The sequence below is a fragment of the Proteus sp. FZP2095 genome, from assembly GCF_023701425.1.
In the GTDB taxonomy this organism is placed as follows: Bacteria; Pseudomonadota; Gammaproteobacteria; order Enterobacterales; family Enterobacteriaceae; genus Proteus; species Proteus cibarius.
The window spans coordinates 275,495-296,119 of the sequence record NZ_JAMQBJ010000002.1 but is presented as its reverse complement, the minus strand read 5'-3'; the positions used below and the strand labels follow the sequence as shown (position 1 = coordinate 296,119).

Here is a 20,625-nt window from a genome sequence, read left to right as displayed (position 1 = left end):
CGAATCCCGACAGGAACTTATATTATGAAACTCAAAAAAATGGCGACACTTCTTTCTGTTGTTGCATTAAGCGCCACAATCAGCGCCAACGCATTTGCAAAAGAGTCGATAGCACTAGTTATCTCAACACTTAACAACCCTTTCTTTGTCACCATGAAAGACAGTGCGCAGAAAGAAGCTAATCGATTAGGTTACGATTTAGTTGTGCTTGACTCGATGGACAATCCAGCTAAAGAGCTTGCTAACGTGCAAGATCTGACAGTAAAAGGCACACGCTTAATGCTCATTAACCCGACAGATTCTGATGCAGTAGGTAACGCTGTTATTTTAGCCAATAAAGCCAAAATCCCCGTTATCACTTTAGACCGCGTTGCAAACAAAGGTGAAGTCGTCAGTCACGTCGCTTCAGATAACCGTCTTGGCGGTAAAATGGCGGGTGATTATATTGCAGATAAAGTGGCTAGTGATGCCAAAGTTATCCAACTAGAAGGGATCACAGGAACTTCTGCATCTCGTGAACGTGGAGAAGGCTTTAAACAAGCGGTTGATGCTCATAAACTAAATGTACTTGCCAGCCAACCTGCTGATTTTGACCGTACAAAAGGCCTTAACGTGATGCAAAATCTATTAACTGCTTATCCTGCGGTTCAAGCTGTTTTTGCACAGAATGATGAAATGGCACTAGGTGCATTACGTGCATTACAAACTGCCGGTCGTACCGATGTATTAGTGATTGGTTTCGATGGTACAGATGATGGGATCAAAGCGGTAAACCGTGGCATGTTAGGTGCAACCATTGCTCAACGCCCAGACCAAATTGGTATTATCGGCATTCAAACCGCAGATAAAATTCTCAAAGGCGAAAAAGTGGATGCAACAATCCCTGTCGAACTTGAGTTAGTTATTAAAAAATAACAACAATAAATACCACGGGGTAATATTGCTCCGTGGTAGCTTTAATCATTAAAACACGTTTTCACAAGGATAAAGGCTATGACAACACCTCGCCTTGCTGTTCTAGGTAGCATTAACGTTGACCACATCATGAATATTTCACAATTTCCAAAGCCGGGTGAAACCATTATTGGTCATCAATACAAAATAGCCTTTGGTGGTAAAGGTGCAAATCAGGCTGTTGCTTGTGGTCGCAGTGGCGCCGATATTACCTTTATTGCTTGTGTCGGGGATGATGCGATTGGTAGTGAGATAATTTCACAGCTTAAAACAGATAATATTCATATCGATGCAATTAGTATTATTCCGCAAACACCAACAGGTGTTGCGATGATCCTTGTTAATGAACAAGGTGAAAACGTAATTAGTATTGTTGCAGGTGCTAATGGCGCACTAAAACCTACACATTTTCAGCAATATCATCATGTTGTTGAGCATGCTGATGCCTTGCTGATGCAATTAGAATCACCGTTAGAGACTGTTTTTGAAGCTGCAAAACTGGCAAAATCACACCAAACTAAAGTCATTTTAAACCCAGCACCAGCACAACCTTTATCTGATGAATTTCTGAGTTTTATTGATGTTATTACTCCAAATGAGACGGAAGCCGAAATATTAACAGGCGTTTCTGTGCATGATGAAGCGGGTGCGGCAAAAGCTGCCGAAATTTTACATCAAAAAGGTATCAAACAAGTGCTTATCACTTTGGGTAGCCGTGGTGTATGGTTTAGTGAACAAGGGAAAGGCATGATAATTCCTGGATTTCGCGTCGATGCTGTTGATACCATTGCCGCAGGTGATACATTTAACGGTGCATTTGTCACTGCAATATTAGAAGGGAAACCTTCCGTTGAGGCTATCCGTTTTGCTCACGCAGCAGCTGCCATTGCAGTTACACGTCATGGTGCACAATCATCTGTTCCTTGGCGTCATGAAATCGAATCATTTTTAGCAGAGCGAGCATAGTACTTTGGCAACAATGAAAGATGTCGCCCGTTTGGCGGGCGTTTCGACATCAACAGTTTCTCACGTTATCAATAACAATCGTTATGTGAGCGAAGGTATTCGTAAAAAGGTTAACGATGCTATCGAAACCTTAAATTACGCGCCTTCAGCTTTAGCACGCAGTTTAAAAATGAACTGTACTCACACTATTGGTATGTTAGTGACAGCTAGTAGCAACCCTTTCTATGCAGAAGTTGTACGTGGTGTTGAACGCAGTTGCTACGAAAAAGGCTATAGCCTAATTTTATGTAATACCGAAGGGGATTACGAGCGTATGGATAGTAGCCTTGAAACGCTGCTACAAAAACGTGTCGATGGCTTATTATTGATGTCAACAGAAGCCCGAGCGCCCTCTCATGAAGTGCTAAATCGTTATCCTCGTTTACCTATGGTCATGATGGATTGGTCTCCGTTTGAATACGGCGGAGATATTATTCAAGATAACTCCCTGTTGGGGGGAGAAATCGCCACCAATTATCTGATTGAAAAAGGCTTTACTGAAATTGCCTGTATTGCCGGTCCACAAGATAAACTCCCAGCAAAACATCGTTTGCAAGGCTATTACAATGCGATGCAAAAAGCAGGGCTCACTATTCGAGAAGAGTTTGTGTTAACCAGTGATTTTGAATTTGCAGGCGGGTTTAGCGCAATGCAAAAGTTACTCTCACATTCTGTCTTACCACAAGCAGTTTTCACCTGTAATGACGCAATGGCTGTTGGTGCTTATCAAGCTATTTATCAAAAAGGTTTGCGTGTACCTGATGATATTTCAGTCATGGGTTATGACGATATCGACCTAGCTTCTTATATGATCCCTCCTCTTTCTACCATTCACCAACCCAAAGATGAATTGGGTAAACTTGCTGTCAGCCAATTATTACATCGTATGGAAAATATCGATGCTGATGACAATGTTTTGGTGCTTACACCCAAACTTATAGAGCGTGGTTCGGTGAGTCATTTTATAAAACCATAATAAGAAGATTAACACTATTATTGATGATGCTCTCTTTTAAGATGAGGGCATTTATTTTTAGTTATATTTATAAAATTATCACTTTAATATCATTGAGTTATTAAATATTTAAAACTACTTTTATATATCTTTATTTTCTATTTAATACCCTATATTTAGCCTACTTTTCCTCAACCTTCACATCATAACCTGTGAAAGATGCAAATTTACATCAAATCCATTATACTATTGCCCTTTCGCATTATCAGAGGCAGGACCATTTAGGGGATTGCTTAGAACTTTCACTCTTAAATGATAATGTGTCCTTTAATTTATGGGGCAAGTGTTATCCTCATTGTGACGATTAATCACTTCCCATTTTGATAAAATTTGAGAGTATTATTATGTCATTACCTTCTTGTCCTAAGTGCAATTCTGAATACACCTATGAAGATGGTGCAATGTATGTTTGCCCTGAATGCGCACACGAGTGGAACGATACAGAACCAACTGTTGATAACGATGAGTTAGTGGTTAAAGATGCTAACGGCAATTTATTAGCTGATGGTGACTCCGTCACCGTAATTAAAGATCTCAAAGTTAAAGGTAGCTCAACTCCACTAAAAATCGGTACAAAAGTTAAAGGGATCCGTTTAGTCGAAGGTGACCATAACATTGATTGTAAAATTGATGGCTTTGGACAAATGAAGTTGAAATCTGAATTTGTAAAAAAGAACTAAGATAAGAGATTATTGATAATCTCTTTAAATATAAATTTAGATATTATCAATATCATTAAAGGCGCTAATAAAGCGCCTTTAAAATTAAAGCAAGGTTACTCGTTAGACTCACTAAAATGATCAAACCCCTTGAGATTAGGGTAAACGTCTTTGCCATCACGTAAATAACGAATGCCTTCAGCAATCGGCATAATTTGTCCTATACAATGAAAATCTGCCCCAGTATGCGCTAATGCAATCTCTAAAGCGCCACGATTGATTTCAGGCACCGTAAAGCATAACTCATAATCTTCACCACCACTTAATGCCCAAATCTCCGCTTGTTCTTCACTCACTTCCGCTTTCATCGCTGGCGAGTAAGGCAATGCATCTAAATTTAAGCGAGCCCCACAACCACTTGCTGTAAGAATATGGTTCAAGTCTGAAATAAGTCCATCAGAAATATCAATCGCAGAGGTCGCTAAATGGCGTAATGCTTGACCTTGTAGTAAACGAGGCTGAGGGCGCAAATGTCTTGCGATAAAATAATCACTATGTTCTTTTTCTGTCGGCTGTAATCTATTTTGTAATACAGCAAGTCCCGCTGCGCTATCGCCTAAAAACCCCGTAACATAGATCCAATCACCAATTTTAGCGCCAGAACGAAGTAATGCGGTTCCTTGTGGAACAAGCCCTTGTATTGTGATTGTTAAACTTAAAGGGCCGCGAGTAGTATCACCACCGATTAACTGGATTGCATAATAATCAGCTAACGCAAAGAAAGAACGGCTAAATGCCTCAAGCCATTCACTGTTTGTATCCGGTAGCGTTAAAGCTAATGAAGCCCAAGAAGGATCTGCACCAACGGCAGCTAAGTCGCTAATATTTACAGCAAGTGCTTTATAGGCTAAATCTTCAGGTGAGATAGAAGGAAGGAAGTGAATACCACTCACTAAAGTGTCGGTACTAATCGCCACTTGTTGCTTTTCAGGTACCGTCAATATTGCGCAGTCATCCCCAATTCCTGTACTCACATCTTTTCGTTTTACAGGTTGTGAAGTGAAATATTGCTTAATAAGGGAAAATTCACCACAAGGCATTATCTATTTCCTATTGAGCTATGCATACTAGCTTTATTAAACAAAAGGCCGGAAAATACCGGCCTTGAATTATTTACCATAGAGGAAACGTGAAAAACGTTATTTTTTACGTACAGTTGGTGCAGCTTTATCAAGCACGCCATTAACAAATTTATGGCTATCGTCAGCACCAAATACCTTAGCCAGTTCAATCGCTTCGTTAATCGCAACTTTGTAAGGAACATCTTCACGGAAGCTAAGTTCAAACATTGCTAAACGTAAAATTGCTTTTTCAACTTGACCTAATTCTTCAAGCTGGCGGGATAAATAAGGTTCCATTGCCTTATCTAAACGTGTTGCATTAATGGCAACACCCACTAAAAGCTCACGAAAATAAGCAATATCTACACCTTGGGTATCCTGCTCGGATAAAAACTCCAATTCCACATCCGCGATGTCATTTCCGGATAATTGCCATGAGTAGATAGCTTGAACAGCACACTCACGAGCACGACGACGAGCAGCAGGTTTCACAAAATTCCCCTTAAGTTAAAACAGATGATTAGCCTTTTATGGCTTTAAGTACATTGATCATTTCAAGTGCTGTCATTGCCGCTTCAGCACCTTTGTTGCCCGCTTTAGTTCCAGCTCGTTCAATGGCCTGTTCAATGCTTTCAGTTGTTAATACACCAAAAGTCACAGGGATCTCGCTTTGCATTGCAACTTGAGATAGGCCAGAACTACATTCGCCAGCAACGTATTCAAAATGTGCGGTTCCACCACGGATAACAGTACCTAATGCGATAACTGCATCGTATTTGTCGCTTTCAGCTAAAGCTTTAACTGTTAACGGTAGCTCGTAAGCACCTGGAACCCAAACGACGGTAATATTTTCAGAGGAAACTTGTCCAATACGTTCTAATGCATCAACCGCACCTTCTAATAAGCTGTCGTTGATGAAATTATTAAAACGGGCAATTGCAATTGCTACGCGTGCGTTTGGCGCCGCGACAACACCTTTGATTACGTTCATAGGTTACCTTTTTCTCCTATCCGCGGGGCGCGGATTTTATCATATTCTTTCCTTTACTGCGCTCTGTTTTATTATTACACAGCAAAGGAGCCAAAAACCCTTGATAAATCAAGGCATTTAGTTGGCTGATAACGATGTCGTAACGACAGGAAATAACACACACGGTGCTATTTTACTACAAATAGCGCCGTAGACACACTTATTTGCGTCTATTAATAACGAGGTTTTAAACAAACTCTGATATCAGAGCCAATTTGTTGGAGAGAATCTACTGTAAATTCAGGTGCTTCGGATAATGATGAAAGTGGAGAAAGTGCAAATAATCCTCGAGCATCATTCCCTAAAACTTTAGGCGCTATATAAATAATAAGTTCATCAACAAGCCCTGCCTCTAATAATGCGCCAGCAAAATGAGCGCCACTCTCAACCCATACGGTATTGATATTGCGTTTACCCAATTGCATCATTAATAAAACTAAATCCACACCACTGCTTTTGCCATTTGTTGGTAATAGGATTTCTGATACATTGCCTTGCCAGCTACTTGGCTGTGATTTTGTACGCGCCAACCAGCATTCGCCTTCAATTTGAGTGATTTTATGATTTTCACTCACTCTATTTTGGCTATCAGTAACAATACGAATAGGTTGACGTAGCGTTTCTTCAGGATAGATAGCTTTGATTTCATCTGAAAGCTCATTCCAACGAACATTCATAGAAGGGTTGTCAGCAATTACTGTTGCACTGGTCGTTAAAATAGCACTAGCTTGAGCCCGGAAATTTTGCACATCTCGACGAGATGCTTTAGAGGTTATCCATTGGCTTTCACCTGATGCTAATGCCGTTTTACCATCTAAAGATGCACCTAATTTTAGCTGGATATAAGGGAAGCCTGTTCTCATTCGTTTAAAAAAACCAACGTTAAGTTTTTCAGCTTCTTGCATTAAAACGCCATGTGAAACATCAATCCCCGCTGATAATAATTTGTGCAAACCACGGCCTGCAACTTGAGGATTAGGATCTTGCATCGCAGCAACAACTCGTTTTATCCCTGCATTAATCAAGGCATCCGCACAAGGTGGTGTTTTACCAAAATGACTACAAGGTTCAAGTGTGACATAAGCTGTCGCCCCTTTTGCTCTATCCCCTGCCATTTTTAATGCATTAACTTCAGCATGAGGGCCACCTGCGTGATGATGATAACCTTCACCGATAATCTCACCCTCTTTTACGATCACACACCCCACATTAGGGTTAGGTGATGTTGTAAAGCGGCCTAATGCTGCAAGCTCAATAGCTCGACGCATATAGTGTTCATCATGCAGGCTTTCATTTTTACTTGGATTGTTGCTGTTGTTATTTGTCATAATAATTACATATAATTTTATTATTTATCGTTATTTATCAAATCATTAAATAAATTACAGTATTAGCATATTAATCCTGTAATTTTGCGATTTCTTCACCAAAATCACGGATATCTTCAAAACTACGATAAACCGAAGCAAAGCGAATATAAGCCACTTTATCGAGTTTCTTTAGTTGTTCCATAACAAAATTGCCAATTTCTTTTGAAGGTATTTCTCTTTCACCCGTCGCTCTTAGTTGTGACTTGATATGGCTTATCGCAGCTTCAACATCATCTGAACTCACTGGACGTTTTTCTAATGCTTTAAGCATACCTCGACGAAGTTTCTCTTCATCAAAAGGCTCACGTATTTCATCACTTTTCACAACACGAGGCATCACTAGTTCTGCTACTTCAAAGGTAGTAAAACGTTCATGACAAACAAGACATTGGCGACGACGGCGCACTTGTGAACCATCACCAACAAGTCTGGAATCAATTACCTTGGTATCTACGGCTCCACAAAATGGGCAATGCATAGTTATTCCTACTTTTGACAATACTCATAAACAGTGTACCTGTTCAGTGAACAAAAAACACCCTGTCAGTATACACTGGCAGGGTGTTTGCAATGTTTTATCAGAAAAACGCTCTATTATGGTAAGAGTGTTGTCTGATCTGCACCCTCTTTTTCCACTTTTTGTACAATCAAGTGTTCACGTTTCATTCCCATTTTCAGTGCTAATGCAGAAGCCACATAAATAGAAGAAATAGTACCAATTGAAACACCGATTAACATAACTAAAGAGAAGCCTTGAAGCATTGAACCACCAAAGATATATAGCATTAATACAACCAATAATGTTGTTGCTGATGTCATGATGGTACGGCTTAATGTCTGTGTCAGAGAAACGTTCATAATTTCATATGAAGTACCTCGACGAATTTTACGGAAATTCTCACGAATACGGTCTGATACGACAATACTATCGTTTAGTGAGTAACCGATAACAGACATCAATGATGCCACAATGGTTAAGTCAACCTCTATGTGGAATAGTGAAAGCACACCCAGCGTAATAATCACGTCATGCGCAAGTGCGATAACAGCACCTAACGCCAAACGCCATTCAAAACGGAATCCAACATAGATAAGAATACAGATAAGTGCAGATAATAACGCCATTGCACCTGTTTGAGCCAATTCACTACCCACACTTGGCCCAACAAATTCAATACGTTTTACCACAGCATCGTTATCAACTTCAGCATTAATAACATCGATAACTTTCTTACCTAATTCTTGACCTGCCTGCCCTTCAACAGGAGGCATACGCACCATAATATCGCGGCTGCTACCAAAGTTTTGTAACAGAGGATCTTTAAAGCCCGCTGCATCTAGGCTATCACGCATTTTATCAAGGTCGGCTGGTTGACTGAGATTGATCTCAATTACTGTACCACCTGTAAAATCCAGTCCCCAGTTAAATCCTTTCACGGAAATGATAGCAATTGACGCTATCAAAAGCAGAAACGAAATACTAAAGGCGACGTTGTCCCAACGCATAAAGTCAATGACTCTACGACCATGGTTTAATTGTTCAACAGTATAATCCTGTGCCACAACGTGCTCCTTAAATAGACAGTTTCTTAACGCGTTTACCACCATACAACAGGTTTACAATCGCACGAGTACCGACGATAGCGGTAAACATGGATGTTGCAACCCCGATTGCAGTTGTGATAGCAAAGCCTTTGATTGAGCCGGTACCGACAGCATAAAGGATCACAGCTGTAATTAATGTGGTTAAGTTCGCATCAATAATACTGGAGAAGGCACCTTTATAACCTTCATGGATTGCTTGTTGTACTGATCGACCATTACGTAACTCTTCTTTGATACGTTCGTTTATCAGTACGTTGGCATCGACGGCGACGGCAAGTGTTAATACGATACCCGCAATACCCGGCATGGTTAGTGTTGCGCCCGGTAATAGTGACATTACCCCAACGATTAACACTAAGTTTGCCATTAATGCAGTACTCGCAATCACACCAAATTTACGATAATAAATTATCATAAAGGCAACTGACGCAATCAGACCCCATAAACACGCTTCTAAACCTTGGGTAATATTTTGCAGACCCAAAGTTGGACCAATCGTTCTTTCTTCAACGATTTGAATAGGTGCAATCAACGCACCAGCACGTAATAATAGAGATAATTGACGTGCTTCATTCGCATTTGAAATACCCGTAATACGGAAACTATTTCCTAAACGACTCTGAATATTCGCAACGTTGATGACTTCTTCGCTTTTAACCAATACAGCTCGGTCATTCTCATCGCGTTTACCGCTGTCTTTATACTCTACGAACAGTGTTGCCATCGGTTTACCGACGTTGTCTTTCGTAAAGTTAGACATGATAGAACCACCAGCGCTATCAAGTGAAATATTCACTTGTGGTTGACCATATTCATCAGCCTGAGAGGTTGAGTCAGTAATGTGGTCACCCGTTAAAATAACGCGTTTATAAAGAATAGTTGGTCTACCTTCACGGGTATATTTCACTTCTGAGTCGCCCGGAATACGACCTGTTTCTAAAGCAGAAGGATCAACGGTAGTATTGACTAAACGAAATTCTAATGTTGCTGTCGCACCTAAGATTTCTTTAGCACGAGCGGTATCTTGGATACCTGGTAATTCAACAACAATTCGGTCAGCACCTTGGCGTTGTACTAATGGCTCTGCAACACCTAACTGGTTAACACGATTACGTAAGATAGTGATATTTTGCTGTACCGCATAAGTACGTGCATCACGTAAACGTTCGTCAGTAAAAATAGCTCTTAATGAGTTATTTGCGCCATCTCTAAAAATAAGATCTTGATTACGACGAGTTAGGTAATCTGAAGCTTTAGAGCGATCATCCGAATTACGGAAACGGATTTCAACACCATAGTTATCCGTTTTACGGATAGAGGAATACGGAATGCCTTCGTCACGTAATAATGTACGCAGACTTTCAACATTTTGTTCCTGAAGTTTACCTAACGCAGTTTCCATATCAACTTCCATCAGGAAGTGAACACCACCACGTAAGTCTAACCCCAGTTTCATCGGCTCACCACCAATGGCTTCTAACCATTTTGGTGTTGCTGGTGCAAGGTTAAGTGCAACAATGAACTGGTCGCCTAATGCAGGCAACAACACTTCACGGGCACGTAACTGAATATCAGGGTTACCGAAACGAGCCAAAATCGCACCATTTTCAAGTGCAATAGATTTCGCTTCAATTTTTTCTTTATCTAATAAAGATCGAACTTGATCCAGTGTTTGCTCATTGGCGGCGGTTCCCCGCGCGCCAGTGATTTGAACAGCCGGATCCTCACCATATAGGTTAGGAAGTGCGTAAAGCAGACCGATGAGGATAGCGGCTATCAACATCAGGTACTTCCACAAAGGATAACGGTTTAGCACGGCAGTTCCCTTTTCCCTTTGGGGAAATGTTATTAAATAGCTTTCATTGTGCCTTTAGGTAATACAGCGGCAACAAAGTCACGTTTGATAGTTACTTCAGTTGTTTCATTCAGAGCAACAACGATATAGCCGTTATCTGAAACCTTAACAACACGACCAATTAAACCACCAGTCGTTAAAACTTCATCACCTTTACCGATAGAATCCATCAGTTTACGATGTTCTTTAGTACGTTTTTGCTGTGGACGTAGGATCATGAAATAGAAAATCAGAATAAAGATCACTAACATCGGTAAAATAGACATAAAGCTAGCTTCAGGTGCTGCTTGTCCAGCAGAAGCTACAGCATCAGAAATGAAAAAACTCATTCACTTTTCCTCATTGTTGTCGATATCGACGATATTCAAGTTATAAGCCCAATATCATACACAGAATTGGGCTTTCTCGTATACATTATTCACACTTAGTCGCACTGCCATTTAGCGGTGGAACAGGTTTTCCGATACGTTCGTAGAATTCGTGTACAAATTCTTCAAAGCGTGAATCTTCAATAGACTGACGAATCTCAGCCATCAAACGTTGATAATAACGTAAGTTGTGAATAGTGTTCAGCCTTGCACCTAAAATTTCGTTACAACGATCAAGATGATGTAAATAAGCACGGCTATAATTTTTACAGGTATAGCAGTCACAATGTTCATCAAGTGTTGATGTATCAGAGCGATGTTTCGCATTACGAATTTTAATGACACCATCGGTTACAAACAGATGGCCATTTCGTGCATTTCGTGTTGGCATGACACAGTCAAACATATCAATACCACGACGAACACCTTCAACTAAATCTTCTGGTTTACCGACCCCCATTAAATAACGCGGTTTATTCGCAGGAATTTGAGGGCAGACATGCTCTAAAATACGGTGCATATCTTCTTTAGGCTCACCGACCGCAAGGCCGCCGACAGCGTAACCGTCAAAACCAATTTCGACTAGCCCTTTTACAGAGATATCACGTAAATCTTCGTAAACACCGCCTTGAATAATACCGAATAATGAATTTTTGTTATTAAGTTCATCGAAGCGCGCACGACTACGTTTAGCCCAACGTAATGACATCTCCATTGAGTTTTTCGCATAATCCCAATCTGAAGGATATGGCGTACACTCATCAAAAATCATCACAATGTCAGAACCCAAATCGTATTGGATTTCCATTGATTTTTCTGGGCTTAAGAAAATCTTTTCGCCATTAATAGGGTTACGGAAGTGAACACCCTCTTCTTTAATTTTACGCATTGCGCCTAAACTAAAGACTTGGAAACCACCTGAATCCGTTAAAATAGGACCTTGCCATTGCATAAAATCATGTAAATCACCATGTAATTTCATGATTTCTTGACCAGGACGTAACCATAAGTGGAAGGTGTTGCCTAAAAGAATTTGTGCACCTGTTGCTTTTACTTCTTCAGGTGTCATTCCTTTTACTGTGCCGTAAGTACCCACTGGCATAAATGCAGGTGTTTCAACAACACCACGTTCAAAAATAAGGCGACCGCGACGAGCATTACCGTCGGTTTTGTCTAATTCGTATTTCACTCATCCTCCAAGCATCAGAAAAACAGTCCAATGCGCAATAAAAAACAGCACATTCTAATCATTTGTTAGACAGCTGTATATGTTACTTCAACAAAAATCCGTGCTTAGTCAAAGGGATTAAGCAATAAAGTTGAAATAACAATTCATAAAACGAAGAAAAACGTTAAAAAGAATAATAAATCTTTATTCTTGTCCTACTTTTTCATTAATAGCTAAAGGATTACGAGTAATAAACATCGCATCACCATAACTGAAAAAACGATACTCTTGCTCAACAGCTTCTTTATATGCATTCATGGTATTTTTATACCCTGCAAAAGCAGAAACCAGCATGATTAAAGTTGATTCAGGCAAATGGAAATTCGTAATCAATGCATCAATAATTTGATATTGGTAACCCGGATAAATAAAGATTTGGGTATCATCGAAGAAAGGCGCGATTAACGCATCTTTTGTTGCTTTCGCAGCACTTTCTAAAGAACGAACAGAAGTTGTACCCACTGCAATCACTCGATTACCACGCGCTTTACATGCTAATACAGCATCAACCACATCTTGTGGTACTTCTGCATATTCAGAATGCATTGTGTGTTCTTCGATGTTATCAACACGCACTGGTTGGAAAGTCCCCGCACCAACATGCAGTGTGACAAATGCCATCTCCACACCTTTTTCTTTTAAGGCTTGAAGTAATGGTTCATCAAAGTGTAATCCCGCAGTCGGTGCAGCGACAGCACCTGGACGTTCATTATAGACCGTTTGATAAAGCTCTTTATCAGATTCTTCATCTGGGCGATCAATATAAGGGGGTAAAGGCATATGCCCAATGCTATTTAGGATGGTGAGAACATCTCTTTCATCATCAAAACGAATTTCAAAAAGTGTATCATGACGCGCAACCATAGTTGCTTGTACACTTTCATCTTCACCTAGCACAAGCGCCGCGCCTTCTTTGGGTGATTTAGAGGCTCTAACATGGGCAAGCACACGATGTTCATCAAGCATACGCTCAACTAACACTTCGATTTTACCGCCTGACGCTTTACGGCCATAAATACGCGCAGGGATCACGCGAGTATTATTAAAAACCAGTAGATCACCAGCATTTATTTTATCTAACACATCGGTAAAAATACCGTGTGATAAAGCACCAGTCTCACCTTCTAAAGAGAGCAAACGACAACCACTGCGTTGAGTTTGAGGATAGTGAGCAATCAAGGCTTCTGGCAATTCAAATGTAAAGTCTGATACACGCATAATTAAACGACTACTTTCATAAAAAACAGGCGGACTAGTCTAGTGCTGCCAGCTTATCAGTGCAACAAAGAAGCCCTTTTTTATTCAAAAAGCGCTATGATGATGAGATGAATTATCTTGCTCACTTACATCTGGCCTTTAGGGCAAAAAGCTCTCTATTAGGCAATATGATGGCAGATTACGTCAAAGGCGCGCCTAGCTCTGATTACAGCCAAACTGTTATTGAGGGTATTCGTATGCATAGACGTATTGATGTACTCACTGATACTCACCCATTAGTCAAACAAGCTCGCCTTTTATTTCCTGATGAATATCGCCGAGTTTCACCGATTACCTTAGATGTTTTTTGGGATCATTTTCTTTCTTTAAATTGGTCAAAATTTGAACCGAATATACCATTGACTGAATTTGTCACCAAGACTCGAAATATTATTGAACCAGATTTATGGCAAACACCTGAAAAATTCCAAGAGCTCAACGAATATTTATGGTCACAATCTTGGTTAATTCGTTATGCGGACAAGGCCTATATTGCTCAAACATTAAAAGGAATGGCGAGAAGAAGACCGCGATTAAGCGCACTTGCGGGCTCTTATATCGTACTAGAAACACATTACGATGAATTAAGTGAGATTTTTTGGCAGTTTTATCCACAATTGCTAGAAAGAGCACAGCAACACCAACTTGATGACTGATACATTTAACTACCATTTTGAGTTTCATCTTTTTGTCATATTGTCGAATTACATTTGATATATCAAAGAGATGCTGAGTCAATTTATCATATTATTCGTAACGAATTGTTAACAAGCATAGTATTCATTTCCAAAGTTGATTAGAATGAATCGTTATACAAGGAGTCATAAATAATCCTACTTTATTGTATTAAACTAATAGTTATAATCTATCAAATAGATTGTTCTGTTTAACTTTATCAATAGCGATTGATTATTTATGCTGTATGCATCATTTAAAACAGGGTATGCACCCTGAATTTACTGAGGTGTAGCTAGGCGACAAGTGAATGAGCTACTAGGAGCATACAAAAGTATGTGACTAGTGCGAATGAACGCAGTCAACAACGCTACAACTTGAAATATGACGAGTATAAACTCTTTCAATTTACAGGAGTACATTATGGTTCTGGTTACTCGCAAAGCCCCTGATTTCACAGCTGCTGCCGTTTTAGGTAATGGTGAGATTGTTAATGATTTCAACTTGCATTCATTTATCAAAGGCAAACCTGCCGTTATTTTCTTCTGGCCAATGGATTTCACTTTCGTTTGCCCTTCAGAGCTGATTGCATTTGATCACCGTTTCGAAGAGTTCCAAAAACGTGGTGTTGAAATCATCGGCGTTTCTATGGACTCAGAATTCGTTCATAACGCATGGCGTAAAACTCCTATTGATGACGGTGGTATTGGTGAAGTTAAATACCCAATGGTTGCTGATATCAAACACGACATCATCAAAGCTTACGGTATCGAACATCCAGAAGCAGGCGTTGCACTGCGTGGTTCATTCCTGATCGACAAAGAAGGTGTTGTTCGTCATCAGGTCGTTAACGATCTGCCATTAGGCCGTAATATCGACGAAATGATCCGTATGGTCGATGCACTGCAATTCCACGAAGAGCACGGTGATGTTTGCCCTGCACAGTGGGAAAAAGGTCAAGAAGGTATGGGCGCATCTCCAGACGGCGTTGCTAAATACCTGAAAGCGAACTCTGGCAAACTGTAATAGTTCAGTAAGCTAACGTATTTTTAAAGCCTGTAAAAACAGGCTTTTTTTATTTATTCCGTACTTATCTTTTTATTTCTTATCAACTCTATTTATTACTGTTATTAGTTATAAATAAGCTTATTGTTTATCTGCTTAAAGATAATTTTGTGATCATCACATCAAAAAAAATTCTCATCACCAATAACCTCTCTCTATACTTATTGTTACGCAATTGTTAATTCATATTAATAACAGCGTAAAACTCTATATTTGTATCTATTCAAAATAACTCCCTGTTATTAATGGAGATAATAATGATTACTATAAAAAAAACGCACCTGCTATTACTTACTACCCTTTTTTCACATTCACTTTATGCAGCCTATGAACCCGCTGTTGAAGCACAACATGGCATGGTTGTCTCCTCTCAACACCTCGCATCACAAGTCGGGAATGATATTTTACAAAAAGGGGGTAACGCGATTGATGCTGCCGTTGCCGTCGGTTATGCACAAGCTGTCGTAAATGCTTGCTGTGGTAATATTGGTGGCGGTGGTTTTATGACAATACACCTTGCTGATGGTACAAATACTTTTATCAATTTTAGGGAAACAGCACCCTCTTCTGCTTCTAAAAATATGTATTTAGATAAAGATGGAAATTTGATTAAAGATGCCAGCCTATATGGTTATCTCGCTTCAGGAGTACCCGGCACAGTAAAAGGATTGAATTCAGCATTAGAGAAATATGGTACGCTTTCACGTCAAGAGGTTATGGCGCCTGCCATTAAGCTTGCAAGAGAAGGATATATTTTAACCCGCGCAGATACTGATGTGTTAGAAACAACAACAGAACGTTTTAAACAAGATCCTGAGTCTGCAAAAATTTTCTTAAAACCAGATGGAACACCGTGGCAACCCGGTGATCGCCTAATTCAAACTGATTTAGCTAATACATTAGAACTCATCGCAAACCAAGGTTCTGATGCATTTTACCAAGGAGAGATCCCTAAAAAAGTTGAAGAAGCGTCGAAACAACATAATGGCCTGTTAACTCAAGAAGATTTTGCTAATTTTACTATCACAGAAACCAAACCTATCACCTGTACTTACCGAGGCTATGAATTTATTTCTGCACCGCCACCAAGTTCAGGCGGAGTTACTATCTGCCAAACGCTAAATATTTTGGAAGGTTATGATCTCAAATCGATGGGCTTTAATTCAGCTGAATATGTTCATACTTTAACAGAAGCAATGCGTCATGCTTATATGGACAGAAATACTTTTCTTGGTGACCCTCAATTTATTAAAAACCCTACAGAAAAGTTATTAAATAAAGCTTATGCCACAGAAATACGCCAACAAATCAAACCGAATAAAGCCACGCCATCAGAAAATGTACAACCCGGTATCGCTCCTCATGAAAGCCCTGAAACAACACACTACTCAGTTATAGATAAAAATGGTAACGCTGTTTCAACCACTTATACTATAAATGGTCGTTTCGGTGCCGTAGTCATCGCACCGGGAACTGGATTTTTCCTCAACAACGAGATGGATGATTTTACAACCAAAGTCGGCGAAAAAAATCTCTATGGTTTAGTACAAGGTGAGCGTAATAGCATTGCACCATTAAAACGCCCATTATCATCAATGAGCCCAACGATTGTGACTAAGGAAGGTAAACCTTTCCTTATTTTAGGATCACCGGGAGGTTCTCGCATTATCTCGATTACCTTACAAACGGCACTGAATATCATTGAATTTGGTATGCCGCCACAAGAAGCCGTTAATAGCCCTCGTATTCACCATCAATGGTTGCCGGATGAAGTTTATTATGAGCAACGAGGATTATCAAAAGACACTTTAGAAAAACTCTCTGCCATGGGATATAAAATGGTAGAACAGACGCCATGGGGAGCGGCTGAACTTATTATGGTCGGACTCCCAGGAGAAGAAGGAGTGATCCCAGCATCATCAGGTAATGATTCCGCTGTTTCTGGTGCAGTACGTGAAGGTTATCTTTATGGATCAAATGATGTTCGTCGCCCAGCAGGTAAAGCAGTCGGTTACTAGCAATAAAGTCATCGAATAAAACAAACAAAAGAAACCTTCTCTTGATTAGATAAGGTTTCTTTTTTTATAAAAATGATCTAGTCATGGTTTTACAATTTATTCATATATTATTCTATTAATAATAATCAATATCTATTTTTGATTAGATATATATTTAATATTGAATATCAAATTATTATTAAAACAATAATATTAGATAGAATATAAGAGCAAATCACTTTTAATTTAATTTCGACAATAGAATATATATAAATAGTAGTTATTCTCTTTCGTAATTACAGATAAAAACAATAATCATTTAATTAAATTAAATTTATAACACTCCATTTTTTTATTTCTATGATAACAATCACAGTATTAATTTTTTAATAACCACACTATCAAAGAGGATAATAAAAATACGCAAAAAGTGGAGATAACACATTGTAAATACAAATATTTAACATTTCATCACAATGTATTTTTATCATAAAAAAGAGTTGAATTTTATAATATATCCCTTAAAGATATCGTTATTATATTTTTTATATAACGGTAAAGCAAGCGGATAAATAAATAATTTATCATCACAACTTATTTCTTATTAAATTAGTTAAGCGGAGATAAATATTAATGTCTGATACACATCATCGTCCAATATTAGATATTGGACTATCAAGACTAGAGTTTCTGCGAATATCCGGTAAAGGGCTTGCAGGGATCACTATAGCACCCGCATTGCTTTCTCTTTTAGGTTGTAAGCAAGAAGAAATAGATAGCGGAATAATTCAATTAACTACAACGCCTAAAGGTGTTTTAGTCACAAATAGAGCGCGTTGCACTGGATGCCATCGTTGCGAAACGGCATGTACAACATGGAATGATGGAAGCGTAGGTTCATTCTTCTCACGCACAAAAATCCATCGTCATTTTTATTTTGGTGATAAAGGTATTGGTTCCGGTGGTGGACTTTATGGTGATTTAAACTTTACAACAGATACATGTCGCCAATGTAAAGATCCTGAATGTATGAAGGTTTGCCCAGTAAAAGCAATCCGTTACCAAGAAGAGTTCGGCTGTATTGTCGTTGATACACGTCGTTGTATTGGTTGTGCCGCCTGTACAACAGCCTGTCCGTGGATGATGGCAACCGTCAACCCACAAACTAAAAAATCCGGCAAATGTAATTTATGTGGTGAGTGTGCATCAGCGTGCCCAACAGGCGCTCTGCAAATCATTGAATGGAAAGAAATTACTGTTTAATAATCCAGACAATCACATCACTGAACCACATTTAGATTAGGAAGCAATATTATGATTAACGGCTGGACTGGAAACATTCTAAGAATCAATTTAACTACCGGTGCCATCACTCGTGAAAGCTCAAGCAAATATAAATCCTTAATTGGAGGCATGGGCTTTGGTTACAAGATTATGTACGAAGAGGTTGCTCCCGGCGTTAAACCTTTTGATGAAGAAAATAAAGTTGTTTTCGCTGTAGGACCTCTAACTGGATCTGGTGCGCCTTGTAGCTCCCGCGTCAATATCACCTCTCTTTCCACTTTTACTCGTGGCAATCTTGTCGTTGATGCTCATATGGGGGGATTTTTTGCCGCATGGATGAAATTTGCAGGATATGACTCTCTGATTATTGAAGGTAAATCAGATAAACCTGTTTGGATCCATATTGATGATGACCAAGTTTCTATTGAAGATGCCTCTTTCTTATGGGGTAAAGGTGTTCGTCAAACCACAGAAGAACTATGCGCCCAAACAAGCCCAGAAGCTTGTGTCGCGACCATTGGTCCTGCGGGTGAAAACCTTGTACCTTTATCTGGCATTATTAATAGCCGTAACCACAGTGGTGGTGCTGGTGTTGGTGCAGTCTTAGGTTCTAAAAAATTAAAAGCTATTGTCGTCGAAGGTAGCCGTGGAGTTAACGTTGCTGACCGTAAAGCGTTAAAAGAACTTAACGACTATATGATGACACAACTGATTGGCTCTAATAACAACCACGTTGTACCAAGTACGCCACAATCATGGGCTGAATATTCACACCCAGGTTCTCGTTGGACTGCACGTAAAGGTCTGTATTGGGGAGCAGCAGAAGGCGGCCCAATTGAAACAGGCGAAATTCCTCCTGGCGATATCAATACTGTTGGTTTCAGAACCATGAAATCAACCTTTGACTTAGGTCCAGAAGCTGAAGAATACACAGTGAAAATGGGGGGTTGTCACTCCTGCCCTATCCGTTGTATGGCCCAACTCAATGTTCCACAAGCGAAAAAATTTGGAGTACCACAAACAGGTGGTAACACTTGCGTCGCTAACTTCGTTCACACAACCATTTTCCCTAATGGCCCTAAAGATGTTGAGAAAAAAGGGGATGGCAACGTTGTAGGTAACTTAGTCGGTCTTAATATTTTTGATGATATGGGACTTTGGTGTAACTACGGTCAGCTTCATCGTGACTTCACTTATTGTTATACCCACGGTGTATTTAAGCGTGTACTTTCTGAAGAAGAATATAACGATATTCCTTGGGATAAACTGGAAGAAGGCAATCCTGAATTTATTAAAGATTTTTACTACCGTTTAGCGCATCGTAAAGGTGAATTTAGCCACCTTGCTGATGGCTCTTATCTCATTGCACAACGTTGGAATTTAGGTGAAGAGTATTGGGCTGATAAGAAAAATAAACTCTGGTCACCAATGGGCTTCCCAATTCACCACGCAAATGAAGCATCAGCTCAAGTGGGTTCTATCGTTAACTGTATGTTTAACCGCGATGCGATGACACATACACATATCAACTATATCGGTAGTGGTTTACCTCTAAAACTACAAAAAGAGATTGCAGGTGAGCTATTTGGCTCTGGTGATGCGTTTGATGAAACCAAAAACTATACACCAATCAATAAAGCCAAAATTGCTTATACCAAGTGGACAATTTTACGTAGTTGCTTACACGATGCGGTCACTTTATGTAACTGGGTATGGCCGATGACGGTTTCTCCTCATAAGAGCCGTAATTATCGTGGTGACTTAGAAATGGAAGCCAAGTTCTTTACCGCTATCACCGGTGAACCAACCACGTCTAAAGATCTGGATTTAGCCTCAGAGCGTATCTTCACTTTACACCGCGCTTATACCGTTAAATTAATGAACACCATGGATATGCGTAATGAGCATGACCAAATCTGTTCATGGGTATTCGATAAAGATCCTGATATTCCAGTCTTTACTGAAGGTACAGACAAAATGGACAGAGTCGATATGCAGCTTTCTCTCACCATGTTCTATCAAGAGATGGGCTGGGATCCGCAGTTAGGTTGCCCAACAAAAGAAACTTTAGTTCGCCTTGGATTACAAGATGTTGCAGACGATTTAGCGTCTCGTGGTTTATTGCCAAGTTAATAGG

The 20,625-nt window shown here is 39.6% G+C and carries 19 protein-coding genes; 9 read left to right on the top strand and 10 right to left on the bottom strand.

Annotation, left to right across the window (positions count from 1 at the left end):
* Positions 1–24: 24 nt before the first annotated feature.
* The 4 genes from rbsB to NBG71_RS11535 all read left to right on the top strand — a co-directional run bounded on the left by rbsB (position 25) and on the right by NBG71_RS11535 (position 3,654).
* Positions 25–915: a ribose ABC transporter substrate-binding protein RbsB gene (rbsB, locus tag NBG71_RS11550; protein WP_075672019.1), complete on the top strand. Its 891-nt coding sequence runs from the start codon at positions 25–27 to the stop codon at positions 913–915.
* 78 nt (positions 916–993) lie between these two features.
* Positions 994–1,920 (top strand): ribokinase, encoded by a 927-nt coding sequence (gene rbsK, locus NBG71_RS11545; protein WP_075672021.1) that lies wholly within the window; start codon positions 994–996, stop codon positions 1,918–1,920.
* Between the two features lie 4 nt (positions 1,921–1,924).
* Positions 1,925–2,935 (top strand): ribose operon transcriptional repressor RbsR, encoded by a 1,011-nt coding sequence (gene rbsR, locus NBG71_RS11540; protein WP_171455263.1) that lies wholly within the window; start codon positions 1,925–1,927, stop codon positions 2,933–2,935.
* 383 nt (positions 2,936–3,318) lie between these two features.
* Positions 3,319–3,654, top strand: a complete 336-nt coding sequence (locus NBG71_RS11535) for a zinc ribbon domain-containing protein YjdM (protein ID WP_075672025.1) — start codon at positions 3,319–3,321, stop codon at positions 3,652–3,654.
* Between the two features lie 95 nt (positions 3,655–3,749).
* On the opposite strand, the gene thiL is transcribed toward NBG71_RS11535, so the two are convergent.
* The 10 genes from thiL to queA form a co-directional block, all read right to left on the bottom strand.
* A complete protein-coding gene (thiL, locus tag NBG71_RS11530) occupies positions 3,750–4,733 on the bottom strand; it encodes a thiamine-phosphate kinase (protein ID WP_099659975.1) in 984 nt (327 codons plus the stop codon).
* Positions 4,734–4,832: 99 nt separating this feature from the next.
* Positions 4,833–5,246, bottom strand: coding sequence for a transcription antitermination factor NusB (nusB, locus tag NBG71_RS11525; RefSeq protein ID WP_006535124.1), 414 nt, complete (start codon positions 5,244–5,246; stop codon positions 4,833–4,835).
* A gap of 28 nt (positions 5,247–5,274) precedes the next feature.
* Complete coding sequence (gene ribH / locus NBG71_RS11520; RefSeq protein ID WP_023580887.1) at positions 5,275–5,745, bottom strand: 6,7-dimethyl-8-ribityllumazine synthase; 471 nt, start codon at positions 5,743–5,745, stop codon at positions 5,275–5,277.
* 212 nt (positions 5,746–5,957) lie between these two features.
* A complete protein-coding gene (ribD, locus tag NBG71_RS11515; protein ID WP_075672029.1) occupies positions 5,958–7,112 on the bottom strand; it encodes a bifunctional diaminohydroxyphosphoribosylaminopyrimidine deaminase/5-amino-6-(5-phosphoribosylamino)uracil reductase RibD in 1,155 nt (384 codons plus the stop codon).
* Positions 7,113–7,182: 70 nt separating this feature from the next.
* The gene (gene nrdR, locus NBG71_RS11510; protein WP_006535128.1) at positions 7,183–7,632 is read right to left on the bottom strand and encodes a transcriptional regulator NrdR; all 450 of its coding nucleotides are present in this window, start codon (positions 7,630–7,632) and stop codon (positions 7,183–7,185) included.
* A 116-nt stretch (positions 7,633–7,748) separates the two neighbouring features.
* The gene (gene secF, locus NBG71_RS11505; protein WP_075672031.1) at positions 7,749–8,717 is read right to left on the bottom strand and encodes a protein translocase subunit SecF; all 969 of its coding nucleotides are present in this window, start codon (positions 8,715–8,717) and stop codon (positions 7,749–7,751) included.
* 10 nt (positions 8,718–8,727) lie between these two features.
* Positions 8,728–10,575: a protein translocase subunit SecD gene (gene secD, locus NBG71_RS11500; RefSeq protein WP_075672033.1), complete on the bottom strand. Its 1,848-nt coding sequence runs from the start codon at positions 10,573–10,575 to the stop codon at positions 8,728–8,730.
* Positions 10,576–10,607: 32 nt separating this feature from the next.
* Positions 10,608–10,943, bottom strand: a complete 336-nt coding sequence (yajC, locus tag NBG71_RS11495; protein WP_006535133.1) for a preprotein translocase subunit YajC — start codon at positions 10,941–10,943, stop codon at positions 10,608–10,610.
* Between the two features lie 85 nt (positions 10,944–11,028).
* Complete coding sequence (gene tgt / locus NBG71_RS11490; RefSeq protein WP_036911729.1) at positions 11,029–12,171, bottom strand: tRNA guanosine(34) transglycosylase Tgt; 1,143 nt, start codon at positions 12,169–12,171, stop codon at positions 11,029–11,031.
* A 183-nt stretch (positions 12,172–12,354) separates the two neighbouring features.
* A complete protein-coding gene (gene queA / locus NBG71_RS11485) occupies positions 12,355–13,428 on the bottom strand; it encodes a tRNA preQ1(34) S-adenosylmethionine ribosyltransferase-isomerase QueA (protein WP_250916868.1) in 1,074 nt (357 codons plus the stop codon).
* A gap of 107 nt (positions 13,429–13,535) precedes the next feature.
* Here queA and NBG71_RS11480 point away from each other — a divergent pair, with 107 nt between their 5' ends.
* The 5 genes from NBG71_RS11480 to NBG71_RS11460 all read left to right on the top strand — a co-directional run bounded on the left by NBG71_RS11480 (position 13,536) and on the right by NBG71_RS11460 (position 20,621).
* Positions 13,536–14,123, top strand: a complete 588-nt coding sequence (locus tag NBG71_RS11480) for an acyl carrier protein phosphodiesterase (protein WP_075672041.1) — start codon at positions 13,536–13,538, stop codon at positions 14,121–14,123.
* 442 nt (positions 14,124–14,565) lie between these two features.
* On the top strand, positions 14,566–15,168 hold the full coding sequence (locus tag NBG71_RS11475) for a peroxiredoxin C (RefSeq protein WP_075674385.1): 603 nt from the start codon (positions 14,566–14,568) through the stop codon (positions 15,166–15,168).
* A 296-nt stretch (positions 15,169–15,464) separates the two neighbouring features.
* Entirely contained in the window at positions 15,465–17,225 is a 1,761-nt protein-coding gene (gene ggt, locus NBG71_RS11470) for a gamma-glutamyltransferase (protein ID WP_075674384.1), read from the top strand.
* 612 nt (positions 17,226–17,837) lie between these two features.
* Positions 17,838–18,467, top strand: a complete 630-nt coding sequence (locus NBG71_RS11465; RefSeq protein WP_006535141.1) for a ferredoxin-like protein — start codon at positions 17,838–17,840, stop codon at positions 18,465–18,467.
* A gap of 51 nt (positions 18,468–18,518) precedes the next feature.
* Complete coding sequence (locus NBG71_RS11460) at positions 18,519–20,621, top strand: aldehyde ferredoxin oxidoreductase (protein ID WP_075673977.1); 2,103 nt, start codon at positions 18,519–18,521, stop codon at positions 20,619–20,621.
* Positions 20,622–20,625: the final 4 nt, after the last annotated feature.

What these genes read in the sequence shown, in the direction of transcription:
- rbsB (WP_075672019.1), top strand. Translation starts at nt 25, where the DNA reads ATGAAACTCAAAAAAATGGCGACACTTCTTTCTGTTGTTGCATTAAGC.
- rbsK (WP_075672021.1), top strand. Translation starts at nt 994, where the DNA reads ATGACAACACCTCGCCTTGCTGTTCTAGGTAGCATTAACGTTGACCAC.
- NBG71_RS11535 (WP_075672025.1), top strand. Translation starts at nt 3,319, where the DNA reads ATGTCATTACCTTCTTGTCCTAAGTGCAATTCTGAATACACCTATGAA.
- thiL (WP_099659975.1), bottom strand. Translation starts at nt 4,733, where the DNA reads ATGCCTTGTGGTGAATTTTCCCTTATTAAGCAATATTTCACTTCACAA.
- ribH (WP_023580887.1), bottom strand. Translation starts at nt 5,745, where the DNA reads ATGAACGTAATCAAAGGTGTTGTCGCGGCGCCAAACGCACGCGTAGCA.
- ribD (WP_075672029.1), bottom strand. Translation starts at nt 7,112, where the DNA reads ATGACAAATAACAACAGCAACAATCCAAGTAAAAATGAAAGCCTGCAT.
- nrdR (WP_006535128.1), bottom strand. Translation starts at nt 7,632, where the DNA reads ATGCATTGCCCATTTTGTGGAGCCGTAGATACCAAGGTAATTGATTCC.
- yajC (WP_006535133.1), bottom strand. Translation starts at nt 10,943, where the DNA reads ATGAGTTTTTTCATTTCTGATGCTGTAGCTTCTGCTGGACAAGCAGCA.
- queA (WP_250916868.1), bottom strand. Translation starts at nt 13,428, where the DNA reads ATGCGTGTATCAGACTTTACATTTGAATTGCCAGAAGCCTTGATTGCT.
- NBG71_RS11480 (WP_075672041.1), top strand. Translation starts at nt 13,536, where the DNA reads ATGAATTATCTTGCTCACTTACATCTGGCCTTTAGGGCAAAAAGCTCT.
- NBG71_RS11475 (WP_075674385.1), top strand. Translation starts at nt 14,566, where the DNA reads ATGGTTCTGGTTACTCGCAAAGCCCCTGATTTCACAGCTGCTGCCGTT.
- ggt (WP_075674384.1), top strand. Translation starts at nt 15,465, where the DNA reads ATGATTACTATAAAAAAAACGCACCTGCTATTACTTACTACCCTTTTT.
- NBG71_RS11465 (WP_006535141.1), top strand. Translation starts at nt 17,838, where the DNA reads ATGTCTGATACACATCATCGTCCAATATTAGATATTGGACTATCAAGA.
- NBG71_RS11460 (WP_075673977.1), top strand. Translation starts at nt 18,519, where the DNA reads ATGATTAACGGCTGGACTGGAAACATTCTAAGAATCAATTTAACTACC.